This window comes from Plantactinospora solaniradicis, assembly GCF_042658085.1.
GTDB lineage: Bacteria > Actinomycetota > Actinomycetes > Mycobacteriales > Micromonosporaceae > Plantactinospora > Plantactinospora solaniradicis.
The window spans coordinates 483,583-504,253 of record NZ_JBHSPR010000008.1; the positions used below are offsets into that span (position 1 = coordinate 483,583).

Consider the following 20,671-nt stretch of genomic DNA (forward strand, 5'->3'; position numbering starts at 1 on the left):
CCGCCGCCAGCGCGGCGGCATCCGGATAACGGTCGCCCGGATCCTTGGCCAGCGTCCGCTCGATCAACGCCGCGACCGACGCGGGTACGTCGTCGGGCAGCGGCGGCGCCTCCTCGTGCAGGTGCTTCACCGCCACCTGAAGCGGATTGTCGCCGGTGAACGGCGGCTCCCCGACGATGCACTGGTACGCGACCGTGCCGAGCGCGTAGATGTCGGTGGCCGCCGAGACGGGTCGGCCGGCGGCCTGCTCGGGAGCCATGTAGAGCGCCGTGCCCGGCACCGCGTTGGCGCTGGTGATGCTGGTGATGTTGACCGAGCGGGCAACACCGAAGTCCAGCAGCCGCACCCGGCCGTCGGTCTGGACCAGCAGGTTGCTCGGCTTGACGTCCCGGTGCACGATCCCGCCCCGGTGCGCGGCGTGCAGGGCGTGCGCGACCTGCGCCACCACCCGGAGAGTCTCGGCGACACCGAGCCGGCCCGCCTCGCGGATCCGCGCCGACAGCGGCTCACCGTCGGCGTACTCCATGACCAGGTAGTCGGTCCGACCGGAAGGCAGCTCGTCCTCGCCGTAGTCGTAGACCTGGACGATGCCGGGGTGGTGCAGGGTGGCCAGCATCCGCGCCTCGGCGCGGAACCTGGCGATGAAATCGGGGTCGGCCAGCAGGGCCGGCAACAGCACCTTCACCGCGACCCGGCGACCGAGCACCACGTCGGTGCCGCGCCACACGTCACCCATACCACCGGTGGCGACACGGTCATCGAGACGGTACCGCCCGCCCAGCACGACTCCGGATTCCAGCACGTGCTCACCGTACCCAGCGAGTGGATCTCGTACCCAATCGCGGCGGCCTCTTCCGCGAGACGCACCGACGGTCGCGCGGCCCACCTTACCGACCGGCGTCGCCCGCGGACGCAACGGGGTCCCGCCCGCCCGGCGGTCGGATCACCGGCCCGGGCGGGCGGTGCGGCCTACCCCGCGAGCCGGATCGCGGTCGAGTCCTCGGCCCGGTAGAAGCGCATCCGCTCCGGGTCGACCCGGAGCCAGACCGGGCTACCGGGACCGATCCGGAAGCTCGGCGGGGTCTGCACCTTGAGCTGCCGACCCTCCAGATCCACCGTGAGCAGGATCGCGGCTCCGGTCGGCTCGACCACCTCGACCCGGGCGGCGAGCCGGTCCGGACCGTCGGCGTCGAAGACCTCGATGTTCTCCGCCCGCACGCCCACGGTCAGCTCCTCGGACGGATGGTCGGCCAGCGCCACCGGGGCCGTGATCCGCTGGTCGCCGAACCGCAACCCGAGCCGGTCGTCCGAGCGGTCCAGCCGCGCCGGAAGGAAGTTCATCGGCGGGGCGCCGAGGAACCCGCCGACGAACTCGTCGGCGGGAGCGTCGTACACCTCGAGCGGCGGTCCGACCTGGGCGATCCGGCCCTCCCGGAGCACCGCGACCCGGTCGCCGAGGGAGAGCGCCTCGGCCTGGTCGTGCGTCACGTAGACGGTGGTGGTGCCGAGCTTGCCGACGATCCGCTTCAGCTCGGTACGGAACTCCATCCGGAGCAGCGCGTCCAGGTTGGACAGCGGCTCGTCCATCAGCAGCACGTCGGCGTCCACCACGATTGCCCGGGCCACCGCGACCCGTTGGCGCTGGCCCCCGGAGAGCTGGGCCGGATAGCGGTCGAGGTACTCGGTCAGGTGCAGCAGTTCGGCCGCCTCGCCGACCCGCCGGTCGACCTCCGCCTTCGGGGTCTTCCGCATGGTCAGCCCGAACGCGATGTTCTGCCGGACCCGCAGGTGCGGAAAGATGGCGTACGACTGGAAGACCATGGAGAGCCCGCGCTGGCGGGCCGGCAGGTCGGTCACGTCCCGGTCACCGATGTGCACGGTGCCCTCGTCCGGCGACTCCAACCCGGCGATCATCCGGAGCAGGGTCGTCTTGCCGCAGCCACTGGGTCCGACGAGCACCAGGAACTCGCCGTCGCGTACGTCCAGGCTGATGTCGTCGGTGGCGGGCGTCCTGGTTCCCGGATAGGTCTTTGCCAAATTCCGCAGCACGATCTCGGCCAACGCTCGTCCCTTTCCTCGGTGCCGTTCCCGGCGACGTCAGCGGATCGTGGTTCCCCACATGTTCAACAGGTACCGGCGCATGAACGCGATGAAGACCAGGGCCGGTACGACGAGCGCGAAACCGCCGGCGAACCGGAAGGCCAGTGGTGAGTCGGCGAGGGTCGAGAGCACCTGGGCCGGCAGGGTACGGCGGTTGAGGGTGAGCACCGCCGCACCCAGCACCTCGTTCCAGGAGGTGACGAAGGTGAAGATGGCGGCGGCGGCGATCCCGGGCAACGCCTGCGGCAGCACCACCCGGGCGAAGGCCTTCGGAGCGCTGGCCCCGAACACCATCGCCGCCTCCTCGTGCTCGACCGGCACCGCGACGAAGATCGCCGACGTGATCAGTACGGTGGTCGGCAGGGCGAGTGCGGTGTGCAGCAGTGCCACCGCGTACGTCGTGTCGTAGAGCCCGCTGGCCAGGAACACCCGGGCCAGTGGCACCGAGAGCACGACGATCGGCAGGGCCCGGGTGAGCAGCAGGAAGAGTTGGTACGGTTCCCGCCCCCGGAACGCGTACCGGGCGACGGCGTATCCGGCCGGCACGCCGAGGGCCAGCGACAGGACCAGGCTGAGCAGGCCGACCTCGACGGAGTTCTGGAAACCGCCGATCACCCCGGTGCTGTCCAGGAAGACCCGCATCGTCTCGGTCGACAGGTCACCGGGCAGCAGGGAGAGCGGGAAACGGTTCAGCGACTCGCGGCTGGAGAGTGCGGCCAGCGCGATCAGGTAGATCGGTACGCCCATGAAGAGGGTGACGGCGACACAGGCGAGGTGGATTCCGACGGTGCGGCGCCGCACCGCGCTCCGCCGGCTCACCGGACGCCGCCGGTCGACGGGTCGCGCAGCACCCGCAGGTAGACGACGGCGGTGCCGAGCGACATCAGGAGAATGACCAGCGCGATGGCCGCCGAGACGTGCTCGTTCTGGAGCGTCACGTACCACTGGTAGGTCTCGCCGACCAGCAGCGGGAAGCTCCGACCGGTGAGTGCCTGGGCGACGGCGAAGGTCTGGAGTCCGAGGATCGTCCGGAGGATCAGCGCGACCTGGAGGCTCGGCCGCAACTGGGGCAGGATGACGTGCCGCAGCCGCTGCCAGTACGTCGCGCCGAAGACCGCCGCCGCCTCGTCGTAGTCGCGCGGGATGTTCTGCAGCCCCGCGACCACGATCACCAGGACCAGCGAGGTGGCCCGCCACAGCTCGGCCAGCAGCACCGCGACGAACATGCTGGTCTGGTTGTCGTACGACAGCCAGGCGAAGCCGTCACCGAGCCCGAGTCGGGCCAGGGTCGAGTTGAGGTACCCCCGGTCGGCGAAGATCGACAGCCAGACCAGGCCCGCCGCGAGATCGCTGATCGCCAGGGGCACGCACCAGACGTAGAAGTAGAACGACGACAGCCGGGGACGTTCCCGCAGCAGCAGCGCCATGGTCAGCGCGAACCCGAACTGCAGCGGGATGAGCACAACGATCAGCAGGGCGGTGTTCCGGGTGGCGGTCCAGAAGTACGGATCGTCGACCATCCGGCGCAGGTGGGCCAGCGTGGGCCCGTCCGCACCGGTGAACGCCTGCCCGACGCCGACCGCGATCGGCCAGAGGAACAGCGCGGCCAGGAAGACGACGGAGGGTGCGACGAGCAGGGCGGCGGTCGGCACCCGGGACCGCCGTCGTCGACGGGCCGCCCGGGGCGGGGTCGCCGCCGACGCCGGTTCCGACGGGGCCGGGTCGGGCGCCGTCGTCACTGCACCCGGCACGTCTGCCCCGCCGCGACCGGGTCCGGGCGCCAGCACGGCACCTTCGCCTCGTCCAGGATGGCGTTCAACTGCTGGGCCTGGCGGTCCAGGACCTGCTGCACGGGCCGGCCGTCCAGGCAGATCTCCTTGAAGCAGTTCTTGAAGATCTGCGAGACCTCTCCGTCCTTGGCGCCCAACCCGACCGGCGGCAGCGCGAGGATGGCACCCTCGGCGCTCTGCTGCCGGCGTACCGCCTCGGCCTCCAGCGCGACGGCGGGCGGCAGGTCGGCCGGAAGCTGGGCGTTGACGACCGGGAAGAACGCGTTCCGGCGCAGCACCTCGAGCTGCACGTCCGGGGTGGTCAGCGCCTCGATCACCTGGCGTGCCCGGTCCGCCTCCGGCGCGCCGCGCGGGATCGCCAGGCCGGCGACGACCAGCATGTAGCCGAGGCCCTTCGGGCCGCGCGGCGCCGGTGCCATCACCCAGTCGTCCGGCTTGTCGGCCGGGGCGTTGACCAGCCGGGCGACGTGGTCCCAGGCGATCAGCACCTCACCGCGTTGCAGCGGCTCCTGCATGTTGTCGAAGTTGGTCGACGCCGGGGCGGTCTGTGCCCACAGCTCCTTCATGTACTGCCAGGCGGCGGCCGCCTCCGGGCTGCGGAACGTGGTCATCTGACCGCCGGTGAAGCTCGGCAGCAGGTAGCCCTGGAAGAACCGGTGGTAGAGGCCCTTCGGGCCGCAGGGTAGGCCGAAGACCGGCTTGTTGCCGTTGCCCCGCCGGGCGGCGGTGATCCAGGCCAGCAGCTGGTCGTAGGTCAGGTTCTGTACGTCGGCCCCGCTGGGCAGCCACTCCAGGGCCCGCTTGTTGACGGCGAGCACGTACGACGCCTGCATCCACGGCAGGTACGTCGTGGCGCCGCCGGCCAGCTTGCCGAGGTTCGCGATCTCCGGCGGGAACTGGCGGTCGGCGAGCTTCGCGGCCAGGTCGTCGAGGTTCTCGAACTTGTCGGCGTGCGGGGCGAAGTCCCCGTGCAGGCCACCGGCGAGGCTCACCTGGACCCGGCCCGCCGCCACCTGCGAGGTGATGGTGGAGGAGAAGACGTTCGGCTCGACCGTGTTGTAGGCGACCGCGCCGGACTTCACCCGGTCGCGGAGGATCTGCTCGAACCGTTGCCGCTCCTCCACCGGAGTGAACTGGGTGGAGATGAAGGTGATCGCACCTTCGGCGTCCGAGCCGGTGGTCGAGGCCCCGCCGCAGGCGGCGAGGAGCGGAGCGGCTCCGGCGGCGAGGCCGAGGCCGAGCAGTCGGCGACGGTCGAGCCTGAGGTCTAGGGTGCCTGAGCCTGCGTGTGGTGCCATCGTGCCTCCCCGTGCGGTGGCGGGCCGGCCCGGTCGCCTGCTGCGGGCACCATCGCCGGCTTGTGCGGAGTGTCACAAGTGCACATATTCGCAAGCGTGGTGTCAAGTCGAGGAGATGCTCAGTCGGCGTTCCGGTCCGCCTCCTCGGCGAGTCGTCGGGCGAGTGGCTCGATCCGGTCCCGCCAGACGGTCAGCGCCGTTGCCTGCTCTCCGGCCGTACCGGGCGGACCGGTGTGGACGAGGACGAGGCGGGCGCCGTGCCCGGTTCCGGCGGACAGTTCCCAGCGGATCCGTCCGATCGATTGCCCGGCGGGCTGCCAGGCGTACTCCAGCAGGGACGGTGCGTCCAGTTCGGTGATCACTCCGGCCGGGAACTCGTCGGTGGTGAACCCGGGCGGCGGGATCGCACCGACCGTGGCCGCCGCTCCCGGATCCGCGCCGGCGAGGGTGCCCCAGACCGCCTCGATCGGCTGGGTCAGTTGCCGCTCGAAGCGTACCCGCCAGCCGTCCGCAGTGGCCTCGGCGATGCCGTCGGCCAGCCCGAACGCCTCGACGTACGACTCGTGCAGCCGTCCCGAGGGGCGTTCGAGCGGTCCGGTCGGTCGGCCGTCCACCAGCCGTTCGAGCCCGTCCAGGCAGTTGCGCCAGCCGGAGGCGTAGCTCGCCGCCGCCGGCCGGTCGTCGAACGTGTGGCTGAACACCAGCAGGCATCCCGGGCCGTCGGCGCGCAACTCGATCCGGAACAGGTCGCCGTCCCAGTCGAAGGCGAACAGCCGGGGCGGGTCGTACGCGCTGACGGAGCCGACGGTCTCGGCACCGCCCGGACCGAAACTGAACGTGATCCGTCCGCCCACCCGTGGCTCCAGGCGTACCTCGGCCGGGAACCACTGGCTGAGGTGCTCGGGTTCCGTGACGGCCGGCCAGACCTTCTCCGGCGGGTGCGCCAGCCGCCGCTCGATGCGTAGCCGTTGGCGCCCGTCCACGCTGTCCAGGCTCTCGTTCATCAGCGGTCCTCCGATTTCGTGCCGTCGAGCTGTCCCGGCGCTGTGTGATCGCCGGAACTGTCGGACCCGTTTGGCATGGTGTTCAGGTGTTGTTCAAGCGTGTCCAGCCGACCGGCCCACATCCACCGATACGGTGCGAGCCAGGCGTCGAGTTCGGCGAGGGGTTCGGGACAGAGTTCGTACCAGCGACGTTGCGCGTCCGGCCGGACCCGCACGAGTCCGGCGTCGCGCAACACCCGCAGGTGCTTCGAGGTGCCCGGCTGGGTGAGCCCCAGCTGCTCGGTCAGTTCGTTGACCGAGCGTGGGCGTTCCCGGAGCAGGTCCAGGATCCGGCGGCGGGTCGGCTCGGCGAGTACCTCGAACGGGGTGGCCACGGCGATGAACATACCAACTCGGTAATATGCCGAGCAAGTTATGTAACCAATGTTTCTCCAGCGGCCGGTGACGGTTGTGTACCGGCAAACGGGGTAAGGCACAACGATCGTGGCGGAGGGAGGCACCACAGGTGATGTCGTCGGATCTGGACAGCGGCACGATCTTGAACGCCGTGGATGACGCCGAGGGATACATCGCGAAGATCTGCTTCAAGACCGGACCACCCACGCTGCACGGCGTAGAACTGGAATGGACCGTTCACGACGCGGCCTCGCCGAACCGGCCGATCGAGCCGGACCGGCTCCGGACCGCCCTCGGACCCCACGCCCCGCCCACTATCGACCCGGACAGTCCCGCCGCACCGTTGCCCAGTTCCGGCACGGTCAGCGTCGAGCCCGGAGGTCAGGTGGAGATCTCCACCGCCCCGCGTCGCTCGCTCGGCGAACTGCACGAGAGCACCACCTCGGACATCGCCCACCTCGACGGCCTGCTCGGCAGCGCCGGGCTCGTGCTCGGCGACACCGGCATCGATCCGTACCGCCCGCCGGCCCCGGTGGTGGACACCCCCAGATACCGCGCGATGCGTTGTGCGTTCGACCGGCTCAATCCGGCTGGCCGGACGATGATGTACAGCACGGCCGGGCTCCAGGTCTGCCTCGACGCCGGTACGACCGGCGAGTATTCGGAGCGCTGGGCCACGGCGCACGCGGTCGGGCCCGCGTTGCTCGCCGCCTTCGCCACCGCCCGGCGGCACGCCGGTCGGGACACCGGCCGGGCATCCGCCCGGATGGCCGCCTGGCAGCGGATCGATCCGGCCCGGACCCGACCGGTCTGGACCCCGGACCGAGGCGCGGTCGACCCGGTCGCCGCCTGGGTCGGCTACGCGCTGGCGGCACCGCTGCTCTGCGTACGCCGGGACGGCGCCGACTGGAGCGTCCCGCCGGGGATCACCTTTCGGGACTGGATCGCCGGAGCCCTGCCCCAACGGCCGAACACCGACGATCTCGACTACCACCTCAGCACCCTGTTCCCGCCGGTACGTCCCCGGGGCTATCTGGAGATCCGCTATCTCGACGCCCAACCGGCGGGGGAGTGGATCGCCCCGGTCGGGGTGCTCAGCGCCCTGCTCGGCACCGACCGGACCCGGTCGGCGGCCCTCCAGGCGTGTGAACCGGTCGCCGGACGGTGGACCGAGGCGGCCCGGCGCGGGCTAGGTGACCCACTGCTGGCCCGGGCGGCCGAGACCGTGCTGGACCTGGCGCTCCGGGCGTTGGACCACACCGGCCTGCCGCCGTCGACCCGCGAGGACATCACCCGGATAGTGGCGCGGCGGCTCGCTGTCGCGCGGGGAGGACCGTCATGACCCACCTCAGTCAGGAGAGCGAGCCGACGGAGGTGTTGCGGGACCGGATCGCCGCCGTGCTCGGCCGGGCCCGCGACCGCAGCATCCGGCTCACCGAGGCAGTCGACGACGACGATCTGGTACGGCAACACTCGCCGATCATGTCCCCACTGGTCTGGGACCTCGCCCACGTGGGCAACCAGGAGGAGTTGTGGCTGGTCCGCGACGTCGGCGGTCGGGATCCCGTACGGCGCGACATCGACGAGCTGTACGACGCGTTCAAGCACCCCCGCAAGGACCGTCCGGCACTGCCGCTGCTGGGCCCGGTGGAGGCGCGGTCCTATGTGGCGACGGTCCGGGACAAGGTGTTCGACCTGCTCGACGGGTTCCGGTTCGACGGGCGCCGACTGGTCGCCGACGGATTCGCGTTCGGCATGATCGCCCAGCACGAGCAGCAGCACGACGAGACGATGCTCGCCACCCACCAGCTCCGGGCGGGGCCGCCGGTGCTCTCCGCGCCCCCGCCGCCGGCCGCCGTCGTACCGGTGACCGGCGAGGTGCTGATTCCGGCCGGGCCGTTCGTGATGGGCACCTCGACCGATCCGTGGGCGCTGGACAACGAGCGGCCCGGCCACCTGGTGGACCTTCCGGCGTACGTGCTGGACGCGGCGCCGGTGACCAATGCGGAGTACCTGGCCTTCGTCGCCGACGGTGGCTACGCCGAGCCGCGCTGGTGGAGCGGGCCGGGGTGGCGGTACCGGTCGGCCGAAGGACTCTCGGCACCGATGCACTGGCAACGGGACGGCGGCGACTGGGGTTACCGGCGATTCGGTCGGTTCGCCCCGCTGGTGCCGGACGAGCCGGTGGTACACGTCGGCTACCACGAGGCCGAGGCGTACGCGGCGTGGGCCGGGAAGCGGCTGCCCACCGAGGCCGAGTGGGAGAAGGCGGCCCGGTGGGACCCGGTCAGCGGGCGGTCCCGCCGCTACCCCTGGGGCGACGAGGACCCGACGCCGGAGCATGCCAATCTCGGCCAGCGGCACCTGGCGCCGGCACCGGTCGGGGCGTACCCGGCGGGTGCCTCGCCGCTCGGCGTACACCAGTTGATCGGTGACGTCTGGGAGTGGACGTCGAGCCCGTTCCAGGGCTATCCCGGGTTCACGGCGTTCCCGTACCGGGAGTACTCCGAGGTCTTCTTCGGTTCGGACCACCGGGTGCTGCGTGGCGGGTCGTTCGGTACCGACCCGGTGGCCTGCCGGGGCACCTTCCGGAACTGGGACCTGCCGATCCGTCGGCAGATCTTCAGCGGCTTCCGCTGCGCGCGGGACGCCCGGCCGGACGAGGTCGCGTGAGCCGACCGGGCCGTGGCGCGCCCGCGCCGGACGTCCGTTGCGCGCTCGCATTGCAGGACTGCCGTCGCGAGCGGGCACCGGAGGACTGATGTGTCGCCATCTGGCCTATCTCGGCCCACCCGTGCCGCTCGGCGCACTGGTCTTCGACCCGCCGCACTCGCTGGCCCGGCAGTCCTGGGCACCGCGCGACATGCGCGGCGGGGGCACGGTCAACGCCGACGGCTTCGGTGTCGGCTGGTACGGCGCTGCCGCCGAACCGGTGCGCTACCGCCGGGCCGATCCGATCTGGACCGACCTCACCCTGCCGGCGCTGGCCGCGTCGACGGTCTCCGGTGCGGTGCTGGCGGCGGTGCGCTCGGCGACCGTCGGCATGCCGGTGGTGGAGACCGCGGCGGCACCGTTTGCCGAGGGACCCTGGCTGTTCAGCCTGAACGGCCTGATCCGCGGCTGGCCGGACTCGGTCGCGGAACTGGCCGGTCGACTGCCCACCCGGGACCTGCTCACCCTGGACGCGCCGACCGACGCCGCCCTGCTCTGGGCGCTGGTGCGGCACCGGTTGCGTGCCGGGGCCGCCGCGCCGGAGGCGGTCGCCGAGACCGTCCGGGAGGTCGCCGCCGCCGCGCCCGGCTCGCGGCTGAACCTGCTGCTCACCGACGGGCATCTGCTGGTGGCCACGGCGGCCGGGCACGCGTTGTCGGCGCGGGCCACCGAAGAGTCGGCACTGCTCTGTTCCGAACCGCTGGACGACGAGCCCGGCTGGCGGCCCGTTCCGGACGGGACCCTCGTGCTGGCCACCGCCGGCCTCCTCGAACTGCGCCCGATCGAGGGTGCCGGTGCGCCGGGGCGGGGACGGCTTGAGCGCATCGAAGATCGGCATCAACCGCTACGCCGGGACGGCGGATCGACGGGACCGGCCCCCTGAGCGCGGCGCGTCCCGCACTGACCAGGGGCCGCCACCGCACGGGCGGCGGGTGTCGACCGGAGGGAGATAACGCGTGAGCGCGGATCCGTTGGAGATCTATCTGGAGGAACAGGACCTGGCTCGGGCGTTGCGGGCGGACGTCCGGGCCGGGCTCACCGCCGTACCCAGATGGCTGCCGCCGAAGTGGTTCTACGACGCCCGGGGCAGTGAGCTGTTCGAACAGATCACCCGACTGCCCGAGTACTACCCGACCCGGGCCGAGCGGGCCGTCCTCGCGGCGCACGCCGCCGAGATCGCCCGGCTCACCGACGCCAAGACCCTGATCGAGCTGGGTTCCGGCTCGTCGGAGAAGACCCGCCTGCTGCTCGACGCGCTGACCGCACACGGCAGCCTGGGCACCTTCGTGCCGCTGGACGTCTCGGTCAGCGCGTTGCGCCAGTCGACGGCCGAGATCGCCGCCGCGTATCCGGGCCTGCGGGTCCGGGGTATCGTCGGCGACTTCACCCGGCACCTGGACCGGCTGCCCACCGGGGGTCGGCGGCTGGTGGCGTTCCTCGGTGGCACGATCGGCAACCTCCTGCCGGTGGAGCGGTCCGGTTTCCTGGCCGCGATGCGGGCCGCGCTGGAGCGGGGCGACTGGCTGCTGCTCGGCACCGACCTGGTGAAGGATCCCGGGGTGCTGGTCCCGGCCTACGACGACGCCGCCGGGGTGACCGCCGAGTTCAACCGGAACGTGTTGCGGGTGCTCAACCGTGAGCTGGACGCGAACTTCGACGTGGCGGCGTTCGCGCACGTCGCGACGTGGGACGCCGACCGGCGGTGGATCGAGATGCGGCTGCGGGCCCGGCGCCCGATGCGGGTACGGGTGCTCGACCTCGATCTCACCTTCGCCGAGGGGGAGGAGTTGCGGACCGAGATCTCGGCGAAGTTCCGGCCGGCGGACGTCGACGAGGAGTTGACCGCCGCGGAATTCGCCGTCCGGGCCCGGTGGACCGACGACGAGGGCCTCTTCGCCGTGACCCTCGCCCAGGCCGTCTGACGACATCCCCGGCACCGCGAATCGCGGTCAGCCGTTCACGTACTGCTCCGCGTAGGCGCCGGTGGGCGGGATCGGGGTGATCACGTCGAGCAGCACCCCGTTGGGGTCGGCCACGATGAAGTGGCGCTGCCCGAAGTCCTCGCTGCGCAGCGCCAACTCGGCCGGCAGACCCTCGGCGACGACGAGGCGTTGCCACTGCGCGTCGACGTCGGTGACCTCGAAGTTGAGCAGCAGGCCCCGCACCGGCCGGCGGTACGCCTCGGGCAACGTCGGGTGGTCGTGGTCGAGCAGTGCGAGTTCGTACGCCGGTGGACCGGGTCGCCGGAGGCTGACGTACCAGTCGGCCTCGAAGGTCGTCTCGAAGCCGAGCAGTCGGGTGTAGAAGTCGCGGGTTTCCGCCAGTCGGGAGGTGCAGATGACCGGATAGAAGCTGGTCAGCTCCATGAGTGCCCCTTTCGCATACCGTCGGTATGTGAAAGGTAAGCTACTGACGTACCATCGGTATGTCAACGGACGGAGTGCGATGCCGAACCTCAGCCGCGAGCAGCAGCGGGAGCAGACCAGGCGCACCCTGCTGCGCGAGGGCCGACGCCTGTTCGCGACCCAGGGCTACGCCGCGGTCGGGCTCTCGGAGATCGTCGCGGCGGCCGGGGTGACCAAGGGAGCGCTCTACCACCACTTCGACAGCAAGGCCGCGCTGTTCCACGCCGTACTGGCGCAGGTGCAGGAGGAGGTCGCGCGGCGGGTCGCCGCGACCGCCGACGCCCAGGACGATCCGTGGACCCAGTTCACCGCCGGCTGCCAGGCGTTCCTCACCGCCAGCACCGACCCGCAGGTGCAGCGGATCATGCTCGTCGACGGCCCGGCCGTGCTGGGCTGGGCACAGTGGCGGGCCCTGGACGAGGCCGGATCGGCCCGCCACCTCACCGACGCGCTCACCGCGCTGATCGAGGCCGGAGTCCTCGCGCCGCAGCCGGTCGCGCCGCTGACCCGGCTGCTCTCCGGCGCGATGAACGAGGCGGCGCTCTGGCTGGCGGCGTCGGGGCGCCCGCAGGACATGGCGGACACCCTGGCCGCGCTGACCCGGATGCTGGGGGCGCTGCGCGTTCCGTGACCTCCCTCGCACCTCCGGGGTGTCCCCGGCGCCGCCGATCTTGATCGGGTAGGGTCGTCCGCAGCGAAGGGGAGTAGCTCCCAATGTCGTGGTCGACACACTGGCGCGTTCCGCGCCCGGCCACGCGGCCTCACCCAGGTGGGGCGGGCGAGACCTTCGACTCAGGCAGAAATGCCGGGTCGAGGTCGCCCATGCCCCCGGCCCGGTACAACCGGGAAGGGTGTCATGGAGGACTTCAACACGGCCTTGGCGATCAGCTTCGGCGTCATCTTCGTCGCCGAGCTGGGCGACAAGTCGCAGCTGATGGCGCTGACCTTCGCCACCCGGTTCAAGGCGTTGCCGGTCATCATCGGCATCACCGTGGCGACCTCGGTCGTGCACCTGGCCTCGGTGGCCCTCGGGGTGGGGCTCGGCTCGGCGCTGCCCACCGGCTGGATCGCCCTGGTCGCCGGGCTGGCGTTCCTGGGCTTCGGTGCCTGGACCCTGCGCGGGGACAAGCTGACCGACGAGGAACGGCGCAAGGCGGAGCGGACCACCAGATCCGCGATCATCGCCGTCTCGATCGCCTTCTTCCTGGCCGAACTCGGCGACAAGACGATGCTCGCGACGGTCACCCTGGCCACCCAGCACGGCTGGTTCGGCACCTGGTTGGGCTCCACCGTCGGCATGGTCGCCGCCGACGCGCTGGCCATCGGCGTCGGCCGGGCACTCGGTCGCCGACTGCCGGACAAGGCCATCCGGTACGGCGCCAGCACGCTCTTCGCGATCTGCGGCCTGTGGCTGCTGCTGGACGGGATCCGGCAACTGACCTGACCGATCCCGTGTGGGACGGCGGGTTGTGGGTAGCCGTTTCGGTGGCCGACGGGTCGGCGGACCCGGCTCGTGGCTGGAACGGAGGATCACTGCATGACCAGGCACGATGAGCCGAACGAGTACGGATTCGCCGGTGAGGGGACCGCCCCCGAGCCGGAACCGCCGCACAAGCGGGACGTGGTCGCGGAGGAGGCGGAGGAGACCGCGGTGCCGGGTTCGGATCTGTCCCGCGAGTTCCAGGAGGCACTCGCCGACTCGGACCACTACGAGGACGCGGACGACGACCCGGCGCCGGGCGACCGACCGAGGCCGATGTAGGCCCGGCCTCGGACAAAATCAGTCCGCCGCCCCGGAGCGCCGGTCGCCGGGCTCCGGCCGCTGGTAGACGTCCGGCACCCCGTCCGCGTCCTCGTCCCGGCTCTCCGCCTCGGACAGCCGCCGATGTTTCGCGTTCCGCAGGGTCAGCACGAGCGACGCCAGTACGGCCGAGATCAGGGACCCGGCCAGCACGGCGGCCTTGACGAACCTGTCCTCCTCGCCACCGCTGCCGAAGGCGAGTTCGCCGATCAGCAGTGAGACGGTGAATCCGATTCCGGCGAGCAGCGCGACGCCGAACAGGTCCGGCCAGCCGATGCCCTCGTCCAACTCGGCTCGGGTGAATCGGGACAGCAGGTAGGTGGTGCCGAAGATGCCGAGCGTCTTGCCGACGATCAACCCGGCCGCGACGCCGAGCACCACCGGCTCGCGGATCAGTCCGCCCAGGTCGGTGCCGCGCAGCGCGACCCCGGCGGCGAAGAACGCGAAGATCGGAACCGCGGCCCCGGCCGACACCGGACGCCAGCGGTGCTCGAGGTGCTCGGCCGGCCGACGGCGCTCGCCCGGACGGGTCAGCACCGGAACGGTGAAGCCGAGCAGTACTCCGGCGACGGTCGCATGCACTCCGGACGCGTGCATCAGCACCCAGCTCAGTACGCCGAGCGGCAGCAGAACCCACCACCGGGTCAGGCGCCGCTGCACCAGCAGTCCGAAGACGCCGATCGTGACCAGCGCGCCGAGCAGCGGGGGCAGGCTGAGCTGGTCCGTGTAGAACAGCGCGATGACCAGGATCGCGATCAGATCGTCGACCACCGCCAGGGTGAGCAGGAAGGCGCGCAGCCCGTGCGGTAGGTGGGAGCCGATGACGGCGAGCACCGCCAGCGCGAACGCGATGTCGGTGGCCATCGGGACCGCCCAGCCGGCGTACGCCCCGCTTCCGGAGGCCGCGATCACCGCGACGTAGATCAGCGCGGGCAGCGCCATTCCCCCCAGGGCGGCCAGCACGGGTACTACGGCTCGGCGTGGATCACGCAGGTCCCCGACGACGAATTCGCGCTTGAGTTCCAGGCCGACCACGAAGAAGAAGATCGCCAGCAGCCCGTCCGCCGCCCATCCGGCGAGGCTGAGGTCGAGGTGCACGACGTCGCCGTCGCTCCAGGGGACGTACCGGCCCAGGGCGAGATAGCTGTCGGACCACGGCGAGTTCGCCCAGCCGAGTGCGATCACCGCTCCGAACAGCAGCAGCCCGCCCCCGACCGTCTCGGTACGCAGCACGTCGGCGACGAATCTGGCCTCTGGCCAGGAGCCGCGCTGGAAGAACCGCCGGACGGCACCGGGCGGCTGGACGGGGCGCTGGCGGTCGGTCATCCGGCGGGGTCACCTCGATCTGGGCAGTGTCGATGGACCTGCCGACCAGACTTCCCGGCGCACCTGGTGATCACCTTACCCCTGTCCACCGACCGCTGCCGGGTGCAGAGTTATCGACCCGGTCGCCGTGTCTGGTACTTCTCGCGCCGTGTTGCGCCGAGTATGACTACTGAGGGCGCTCAATCATCTACATTCGGTAGGAACTGTCGAGTGACAAGTGTGAACTTTTCATACTGTTGCATTTTTTGTAATGACTAGAGGTCTTTAGCACCCCGCGACCGGTTGGTGCTGAGACGGGAGGCCTGGCTGATGGATCTGCACAACTACCTGCGCGCGCTGCGCCAACGCTGGTGGGTGGTACTCGCGACCATCATGGTCGCGCTGGGGATCACCGGATTCGTCACGGTCCGGGCCACGCCCCAGTACGCCTCCTCGGTGACCTTCTTCGTCACGTCCCCCGGCCAGGGGATGTCCGACGCGTACCAGGGTGGTCTCTTCCTCCAGCAGCGGGTCAAGTCGTACGTCGACCTGCTGACCAGCGACCGGTTGGCGCAGACGATCGCGGGGGAGGAGCAGGTGGGGCTGACCGCCGACGAGGTGCGGTCCCGGATCACCGCGCGGGTGGAGGCGGACACCGTCCTGCTCTCCGCCACCGTCACGGATACCGACCAGGCCCGGGCGTTGCGGCTCACCGAGGCGGTCGCCGCGCACTTCGTCAAGCTTGTCCACACCATCGAGACGCCGCCGGGCGCCAAGGAGGCCCCGATCAAGATCGAGGTGGTCGGCGGCCCACGGGTCGACGCCGAACCGGTCTCGCCCCGGCCGGTCCGCAACCTCGTCCTCGCCGGAGTGTTCGGACTCGTCCTCGGTGTCGGGCTGTCCGTGCTGCGCGGGCTGACCGACACCACGTTCCGGGACGGCGAGGCGCTCCAGGCGGCCACCTCGGCGCCGCTGCTCGGCAGCATTCCGTACGACAGCCAGGCCCGGTCGAGCCCGTTGATCGTCGGCGCCGCCGGCCAGTCGGCCCGGGCCGAGGCGATGCGCAAACTGCGGACGAATCTCAGGTTCGTGGACGCCCAGGAGCCGGCCCGGGTCATCGCGGTCACCAGTGCCGTCCAGGCGGAGGGCAAGTCCACCCTGGCCTGCAACCTGGCGATCACGCTGGCGGAGGCGGGCTGGCAGGTGCTGCTCGTCGACGCCGACCTGCGGCACCCACGGGTGGCGAACTACCTCGGACTCGGCTCCGGAGCCGGCCTGACCGACGTGCTGATCGGCGAGGTCGCGGTGGAGGACGTGTTGCAACCGTGGGGCGACAGGTCGCTGCTGGTACTTCCCGGCGGCTCGGTCCCGCCGAATCCGAGTGAGCTGCTCGGTTCGAAGGCCATGGCGGACCTGCTGCTCTCGCTGCGCGAGCTGACCGACATCGTCATCATCGACACCCCGCCGCTGCTGGCGTTCACCGACGGGGTGGTGGTCGCGGTGCAGGCCGACGGTGCCCTGCTGGTCACCCGGCAGGGGAAGACCCCGAGCGCGCAGACCGCCGCCGCCGCCCAGGCGTTGCACGCGGTGGCGGCCCGGGTGCTGGGCTGCGTGCTGAACATGTCCAAGGAAAACAAGATCGACGTCGAGCAGTACCGGGCGTACCGGAAGGGCACACCGGTCGAGAAGCCTCCGATGGTGCGCGGCGAGCAGATCGAGATCACCGACCCCACGCGGCTCCCCCCGCACAGCAACGGTGTCCGGATACCGGAGGACACCGCGGAACTCAGCCGGGTGCCGCGATGACGCGGTGCCGGCTGTCTGGTGATCGGGGGATGGGACATGAAGATCGGAGTCATCTCGTACTGGTTTCCGCCGGAGCCGGCCTTCATACCGGGCTGTCTGGCTGAGGAGTTGGCGGCCCGTGGGCACGAGGTCCGGGTACTCACGGGATTCCCGAACTATCCGACCGGACGGATCTATCCGGGTTACCGGCAACGCTGGCGGGAGCAGACCGAGGAGGGCGGGGTCACCATCCGGCGGGTCCCGATGTACGCGAGCCATGACGGCAGTTCGGCGCGACGAGCCGCCCGGCAGCTCTCGTACGCGATGACCAGTGCGCTGGCCGCGCCCGGCTACCTGGCCGGAGTCGACGCGCTCTACGTCTACTTCCCGCCGGCCGGCGCCTACGCGGCGGCGGCGCTGCTCCGGCTGCTGCGCCGGGTCCCGGCCGTGGTGCACGTCCAGGACGTCTGGCCGGAGGCGGTGACGGAGCCGGCCACCGAGGGTCGAGCGGAGTCCGGCGGGATGATGCACGGGCTGCTCAGCCGCACCATGCGTGGCATCTACCGGTCGGCGGCCGGGATCGCGGTGATCGCGCCGTCGATGCGCGACGTGGTGATCGAGCGGGGAGGCGATCCGGACAAGGTGCGGGTGGTGCTCAACTGGACCGACGAGCGGCTGTTCCGGCCGATCGGGACCACTCCGGCGGCCCGTCGGGCGATCGGCCATCGTGGTCACACCACGGTCATGCACGCCGGCACGATGGGTCCGTTCCAGCGGGTCGACACGGCCGTCCGGGCCGCGGCGGCGGTCGACGGAAAGGTGGACCTGGACCTGGTGCTGGTCGGGTCGGGGCCGGAGGAGCGGCAGAGCCGGCAGCTCGCCGAGGAACTCGGCGCGACCAACATCCGGTTCCTCGGCTGGCACCCGCCCGCCGAGATGGCCGACCTGTACGCCGCCGCCGAGTACCAGCTCGTGCTGTTGCGGGATCTGCCGGCGTTGCACGGGGCCGTGCCGGCCAAGTTGCAGGCCGCGTTGTCGGCCGGAGCGCCGGTCGTCGCGTCCGCCGGGGGCGACACGGTCGACCTGGTGGAACGGGCCCGTGCCGGCCTCTCCTGCCCGGCGGAGGACTGGCAGGCCCTGGCGGACCGGTTCGCCCTGGCCGCGGTGATTCCCGGTACGGCACGGGCGGAGATGGCGCAGCGGGCGAGAGACAGCTACCTGGCGCGGATGTCCCTACGGACCGGGGTCGACCAGATCGAGCAGATGTTGGCCGAGGCGGCGGCGAGCCGGCGTCGGCGGTAATCGGTGGCCCGGCGGTCAATCCGGCCGCCGGGCGCCGTCCGACCGTTTTATGAGCTTTTCTCACTACAAAGACATAAAACAGCCTTGAAGGGCCTTGAAATACCTACGAGGGGCTGTTAGGCGTGCTATAGAGATATAGGACACAAACGACATTCTGTCCGATTCATTCCAATTAGTCGAGAGCGGTGGTGGAAGTGGGGGATGTTTCCCCGGGGCGGCGGCGGCAATCGGCCCGCCGTCGAGCGTTCCGACGCAACCTGCGTCGGGCCCTGCTCACCACCCTGGTGGTCGTCTGCCTGCTCGGCCTGGTGGGCGGCTGGCTCGGGCTGCGCGGCTGGCAGGCGAGGGGAAACCTGGACAACGCCGCGAGCCTGGCCCGCGAGTTGAGCCAGCAGGTGCTCGACGGCGAGACCGTCCAGGCCCGCCGCACCCTCGCCGCCCTGCAACAGCAGACGGCGGCCGCCCGGTCCCGTACCGGCGATCTCGGCTGGCGGGCGGCCGGAAACACCCCGTACGGCGGCTCGACCCTGTCCGCCGTACGGGCCCTCGCGGTGGGCATCGACGAACTCGCCCGCCGGGCGTTCCCCCCGCTGGTGGAACTCGACCTGAGCACGCTGCTGCCCAGCACCGGGCGGCTGGACCTGGCCGCGCTGCGGACCGCGATGCCCGCCGTCGGTGCGGCGGACACCGCCGCGCAGGAGGTCCGGGAGCAGATCAGGACCGTACCCACCGACGGGCTCCAGCCCTCGGTCCAGGAGGCGGTACGGCTGCTGCGTACCGAACTGGATCGGCTGGTCACCCTCACCTCCGCCGTCCGGCGCAGCGGCACCCTCCTTCCGGTGCTGCTTGGCGGCAGCGGGACCAGGACATACCTGGCGCTCTTCCAGAACCTCGCCGAGCCCCGGGCGACCGGCGGGATCTTCGGCGCCTACGCCGTCATCCAGGCCAACGGCGGCCAGGTGAAGATCGTCAAGCAGGGGGCGGCCAGCGAACTGAGGAGCTTCGCCCGGCCGGTGTTGCCGCTGTCCCGGGAACACCGGGCGCTCTACACCGACCTGCTCGGGATCTACCCCGCGGACGTGAACCTCACCCCGCACTTCCCCACCGCGGCCACGCTCTTCCGGGAGATGTACCGGCGAGCCGGCGGCGGCACCGTTGACGGCGTACTCGCCACCGATCCGGTGGCGCTGTCCTACCTGCTCCGGGCCGTCGGTCCGGTACCGGTGCCGGGGCATCCGACCCTCACCGCGCCCACGGTGGTCCGGACCCTGCTGTCGGACACCTATCGCCGGATCGACGCGCCGGCAGAGCAGGACGACTACTTCGCCGCGTCGGCCAAGGCGGTCTTCAACGCGTTGCTGAACCGCGCGGTCAATCCGCGGGCCGTGGCGGAGGCCCTCGGCGCGGCCGTCGCCGAGCGCCGGATCCTGTTCTGGAGTGCCCGCCCGGCCGAGCAGCGGGAACTCGTCGACACCCGGCTGGCCGGTGTGCTGCCGGACCGGGAGACGGTGAACAACGTCGGCGTCTTCATCAACGACGGCAGCGGCGCCAAGCTCGGCTACTACCTGAACGGCGCCGCCGAACTGACCGTCGGCGACTGCCGCCCCGACGGTCGACGCGAACTACATCTACGCCTCACCCTGCGCTCGACCGCGCCCTCCTCCGGGCTCAGCCAGTCGGTCCGGGGCCTGGCGATGTCCGGTGATCCCTACACGATGAGGGTCCTGGTCTACGTGTTCAGCCCGCTGCGCGGATCACCGCGTGGTGCCCGGCTGGACGGCAAGCCGGCACCGGTGGGCGGCGGCATGGAGCGGGGGCGCCGGGTCGGCGTACTCGCCGTCGACATCAAACCCGGACGTACCCGCGTGCTGGAGGTCAGCCTGCTTACCCAGGAAAAAGCCAGCGGCGCGGCGGAGCTGTGGCTGACCCCCGGCTCGCGGCCCTGGACCACCCGTGTCAGTCCCGCACCCGCGTGCGATCAGTAGATCGCCGCATCAGCAGAACGTCATCCGCTCCGAAGTGAACGGCATGCGATCAGTAGAGAGAGGAACCATCATGCGGCTATCCCGCATCATCGGCTCGGTCGTGGCGACACTCGCCACGGTGGGCGCGTTCGCCATCGCGGGGATGCCCGCGGCGGCCCAACCACTACCCCAACCGCCCTATCCGCCGGTACCGCCGTCGCTGACGGTCAGCGACCCCACGGTGGAGGTGGGGACAACGTTCACCGTGTTCGGCTCGGGGTTCGGCGGCAACGAACTCGTCCGGCTCGACTTCGCGCTCGGGCCACTGGCCCTGGGTGCCCAGACGGCGGCGGACACCGGCGGGGTCGGCGCCATGCTGCCGGTCGCGCGCCAGGCGGCGCAGGTGTACACCAATCCGACCAGCATCACCGTACGGGCCAACGTGACCGGTGAGTTCTCGGTCCGGGTCCGGTTCACCCGGACCGGCACCCTGACCATCACCGCGACCGGCCTCACCACCGGGCGGGTGGCGAGCACCACCGTCACCATCGTCCAGGCGCAGCCACCGCTCCCGGTCACCGGTAGCGAGACCGGATCACAGATCGCGGTCGGCACCATGCTGTTGATCGCCGGTGCGCTGCTCGTACTGGTGGCCGTGGTCTGGCGGAGCCGGAGCCGTCGTACCGGACGGTCGCGGCAGCTGACCCCGGTCGGCTGACCTTCGCCGCCGGGCCGGGTCGGCGATGTCGCCGCCGACCGGGTCCCTGGACAACGCGCCTGCCGGACGGGTCCACCCGTCCGGCAGGCGC

At 71.2% G+C, this 20,671-nt stretch carries 20 protein-coding genes (1 of these 20 cut by a window edge); 11 read left to right on the top strand and 9 right to left on the bottom strand.

Annotated elements, in window-relative coordinates; translation table 11 throughout:
- From ACFP2T_RS11885 to ACFP2T_RS11915, 7 genes are all read right to left on the bottom strand, one after another.
- Positions 1 to 736, bottom strand: partial view of a serine/threonine-protein kinase gene (locus ACFP2T_RS11885; RefSeq protein WP_465264260.1) — the 5' portion only. It extends 233 nt beyond the left edge of the window; 736 of the gene's 969 nt are visible here — the first part of the coding sequence; the start codon lies at positions 734 to 736; the stop codon falls past the left edge of the window.
- 233 nt (positions 737 to 969) lie between these two features.
- Positions 970 to 2,061: an ABC transporter ATP-binding protein gene (locus tag ACFP2T_RS11890; RefSeq protein ID WP_377420714.1), complete on the bottom strand. Its 1,092-nt coding sequence runs from the start codon at positions 2,059 to 2,061 to the stop codon at positions 970 to 972.
- A gap of 36 nt (positions 2,062 to 2,097) precedes the next feature.
- Positions 2,098 to 2,901, bottom strand: coding sequence for a carbohydrate ABC transporter permease (locus ACFP2T_RS11895; protein ID WP_377420716.1), 804 nt, complete (start codon positions 2,899 to 2,901; stop codon positions 2,098 to 2,100).
- A gap of 14 nt (positions 2,902 to 2,915) precedes the next feature.
- Positions 2,916 to 3,839 carry a carbohydrate ABC transporter permease gene (locus tag ACFP2T_RS11900; protein ID WP_377420718.1) on the bottom strand — a complete coding sequence of 308 codons (924 nt, stop codon included), beginning with the start codon at positions 3,837 to 3,839 and terminating at the stop codon, positions 2,916 to 2,918.
- Entirely contained in the window at positions 3,836 to 5,188 is a 1,353-nt protein-coding gene (locus tag ACFP2T_RS11905) for an ABC transporter substrate-binding protein (protein ID WP_377420720.1), read from the bottom strand. The genes ACFP2T_RS11900 and ACFP2T_RS11905 overlap by 4 nt, the downstream gene beginning before the upstream one ends.
- Before the next feature lie 119 nt (positions 5,189 to 5,307).
- On the bottom strand, positions 5,308 to 6,192 hold the full coding sequence (locus tag ACFP2T_RS11910) for an SRPBCC family protein (RefSeq protein WP_377420722.1): 885 nt from the start codon (positions 6,190 to 6,192) through the stop codon (positions 5,308 to 5,310).
- On the bottom strand, positions 6,192 to 6,578 hold the full coding sequence (locus tag ACFP2T_RS11915; protein ID WP_377420724.1) for an ArsR/SmtB family transcription factor: 387 nt from the start codon (positions 6,576 to 6,578) through the stop codon (positions 6,192 to 6,194). Before ACFP2T_RS11915 ends, ACFP2T_RS11910 begins: the two co-directional genes overlap by 1 nt.
- A gap of 122 nt (positions 6,579 to 6,700) precedes the next feature.
- On the opposite strand from ACFP2T_RS11915, the gene ACFP2T_RS11920 reads away from it, so the two are divergent.
- The 4 genes from ACFP2T_RS11920 to egtD all read left to right on the top strand — a co-directional run bounded on the left by ACFP2T_RS11920 (position 6,701) and on the right by egtD (position 11,222).
- A complete protein-coding gene (locus tag ACFP2T_RS11920) occupies positions 6,701 to 7,930 on the top strand; it encodes a glutamate-cysteine ligase family protein (RefSeq protein ID WP_377420930.1) in 1,230 nt (409 codons plus the stop codon).
- Positions 7,927 to 9,261: an ergothioneine biosynthesis protein EgtB gene (gene egtB / locus ACFP2T_RS11925; protein WP_377420726.1), complete on the top strand. Its 1,335-nt coding sequence runs from the start codon at positions 7,927 to 7,929 to the stop codon at positions 9,259 to 9,261. Before ACFP2T_RS11920 ends, egtB begins: the two co-directional genes overlap by 4 nt.
- Before the next feature lie 88 nt (positions 9,262 to 9,349).
- Positions 9,350 to 10,183 carry an ergothioneine biosynthesis protein EgtC gene (gene egtC, locus ACFP2T_RS11930; RefSeq protein WP_377420728.1) on the top strand — a complete coding sequence of 278 codons (834 nt, stop codon included), beginning with the start codon at positions 9,350 to 9,352 and terminating at the stop codon, positions 10,181 to 10,183.
- Between the two features lie 73 nt (positions 10,184 to 10,256).
- A complete protein-coding gene (gene egtD, locus ACFP2T_RS11935) occupies positions 10,257 to 11,222 on the top strand; it encodes an L-histidine N(alpha)-methyltransferase (RefSeq protein ID WP_377420730.1) in 966 nt (321 codons plus the stop codon).
- A gap of 27 nt (positions 11,223 to 11,249) precedes the next feature.
- Here the strand turns inward: egtD and ACFP2T_RS11940 are convergent, their stop codons facing one another.
- Positions 11,250 to 11,666: a VOC family protein gene (locus tag ACFP2T_RS11940; protein ID WP_377420732.1), complete on the bottom strand. Its 417-nt coding sequence runs from the start codon at positions 11,664 to 11,666 to the stop codon at positions 11,250 to 11,252.
- Between the two features lie 79 nt (positions 11,667 to 11,745).
- On the opposite strand from ACFP2T_RS11940, the gene ACFP2T_RS11945 reads away from it, so the two are divergent.
- From ACFP2T_RS11945 to ACFP2T_RS11955, 3 genes are all read left to right on the top strand, one after another.
- A complete protein-coding gene (locus ACFP2T_RS11945) occupies positions 11,746 to 12,336 on the top strand; it encodes a TetR/AcrR family transcriptional regulator (RefSeq protein ID WP_377420734.1) in 591 nt (196 codons plus the stop codon).
- 225 nt (positions 12,337 to 12,561) lie between these two features.
- Positions 12,562 to 13,149, top strand: coding sequence for a TMEM165/GDT1 family protein (locus tag ACFP2T_RS11950; protein ID WP_377420736.1), 588 nt, complete (start codon positions 12,562 to 12,564; stop codon positions 13,147 to 13,149).
- Between the two features lie 93 nt (positions 13,150 to 13,242).
- Positions 13,243 to 13,467, top strand: coding sequence for a hypothetical protein (locus tag ACFP2T_RS11955; protein WP_377420738.1), 225 nt, complete (start codon positions 13,243 to 13,245; stop codon positions 13,465 to 13,467).
- Between the two features lie 18 nt (positions 13,468 to 13,485).
- Here the strand turns inward: ACFP2T_RS11955 and nhaA are convergent, their stop codons facing one another.
- Positions 13,486 to 14,832: a Na+/H+ antiporter NhaA gene (gene nhaA / locus ACFP2T_RS11960; RefSeq protein WP_377420740.1), complete on the bottom strand. Its 1,347-nt coding sequence runs from the start codon at positions 14,830 to 14,832 to the stop codon at positions 13,486 to 13,488.
- A gap of 285 nt (positions 14,833 to 15,117) precedes the next feature.
- Here nhaA and ACFP2T_RS11965 point away from each other — a divergent pair, with 285 nt between their 5' ends.
- The 4 genes from ACFP2T_RS11965 to ACFP2T_RS11980 all read left to right on the top strand — a co-directional run bounded on the left by ACFP2T_RS11965 (position 15,118) and on the right by ACFP2T_RS11980 (position 20,580).
- Positions 15,118 to 16,617 (top strand): tyrosine-protein kinase domain-containing protein, encoded by a 1,500-nt coding sequence (locus ACFP2T_RS11965; RefSeq protein WP_377420742.1) that lies wholly within the window; start codon positions 15,118 to 15,120, stop codon positions 16,615 to 16,617.
- 36 nt (positions 16,618 to 16,653) lie between these two features.
- A complete protein-coding gene (locus ACFP2T_RS11970; protein ID WP_377420744.1) occupies positions 16,654 to 17,898 on the top strand; it encodes a glycosyltransferase family 4 protein in 1,245 nt (414 codons plus the stop codon).
- Between the two features lie 194 nt (positions 17,899 to 18,092).
- A complete protein-coding gene (locus ACFP2T_RS11975; RefSeq protein ID WP_377420746.1) occupies positions 18,093 to 19,883 on the top strand; it encodes a DUF4012 domain-containing protein in 1,791 nt (596 codons plus the stop codon).
- 70 nt (positions 19,884 to 19,953) lie between these two features.
- Positions 19,954 to 20,580, top strand: coding sequence for a hypothetical protein (locus tag ACFP2T_RS11980; protein ID WP_377420748.1), 627 nt, complete (start codon positions 19,954 to 19,956; stop codon positions 20,578 to 20,580).
- Positions 20,581 to 20,671: the final 91 nt, after the last annotated feature.

What these genes read in the sequence shown, in the direction of transcription:
- ACFP2T_RS11905 (WP_377420720.1), bottom strand. Translation starts at nt 5,188, where the DNA reads ATGGCACCACACGCAGGCTCAGGCACCCTAGACCTCAGGCTCGACCGT.
- ACFP2T_RS11910 (WP_377420722.1), bottom strand. Translation starts at nt 6,192, where the DNA reads ATGAACGAGAGCCTGGACAGCGTGGACGGGCGCCAACGGCTACGCATC.
- ACFP2T_RS11915 (WP_377420724.1), bottom strand. Translation starts at nt 6,578, where the DNA reads ATGTTCATCGCCGTGGCCACCCCGTTCGAGGTACTCGCCGAGCCGACC.
- ACFP2T_RS11920 (WP_377420930.1), top strand. Translation starts at nt 6,701, where the DNA reads ATGTCGTCGGATCTGGACAGCGGCACGATCTTGAACGCCGTGGATGAC.
- egtB (WP_377420726.1), top strand. Translation starts at nt 7,927, where the DNA reads ATGACCCACCTCAGTCAGGAGAGCGAGCCGACGGAGGTGTTGCGGGAC.
- egtC (WP_377420728.1), top strand. Translation starts at nt 9,350, where the DNA reads ATGTGTCGCCATCTGGCCTATCTCGGCCCACCCGTGCCGCTCGGCGCA.
- ACFP2T_RS11940 (WP_377420732.1), bottom strand. Translation starts at nt 11,666, where the DNA reads ATGGAGCTGACCAGCTTCTATCCGGTCATCTGCACCTCCCGACTGGCG.
- ACFP2T_RS11945 (WP_377420734.1), top strand. Translation starts at nt 11,746, where the DNA reads ATGCCGAACCTCAGCCGCGAGCAGCAGCGGGAGCAGACCAGGCGCACC.
- ACFP2T_RS11950 (WP_377420736.1), top strand. Translation starts at nt 12,562, where the DNA reads ATGGAGGACTTCAACACGGCCTTGGCGATCAGCTTCGGCGTCATCTTC.
- ACFP2T_RS11955 (WP_377420738.1), top strand. Translation starts at nt 13,243, where the DNA reads ATGACCAGGCACGATGAGCCGAACGAGTACGGATTCGCCGGTGAGGGG.
- nhaA (WP_377420740.1), bottom strand. Translation starts at nt 14,832, where the DNA reads ATGACCGACCGCCAGCGCCCCGTCCAGCCGCCCGGTGCCGTCCGGCGG.
- ACFP2T_RS11970 (WP_377420744.1), top strand. Translation starts at nt 16,654, where the DNA reads ATGAAGATCGGAGTCATCTCGTACTGGTTTCCGCCGGAGCCGGCCTTC.
- ACFP2T_RS11980 (WP_377420748.1), top strand. Translation starts at nt 19,954, where the DNA reads ATGCGGCTATCCCGCATCATCGGCTCGGTCGTGGCGACACTCGCCACG.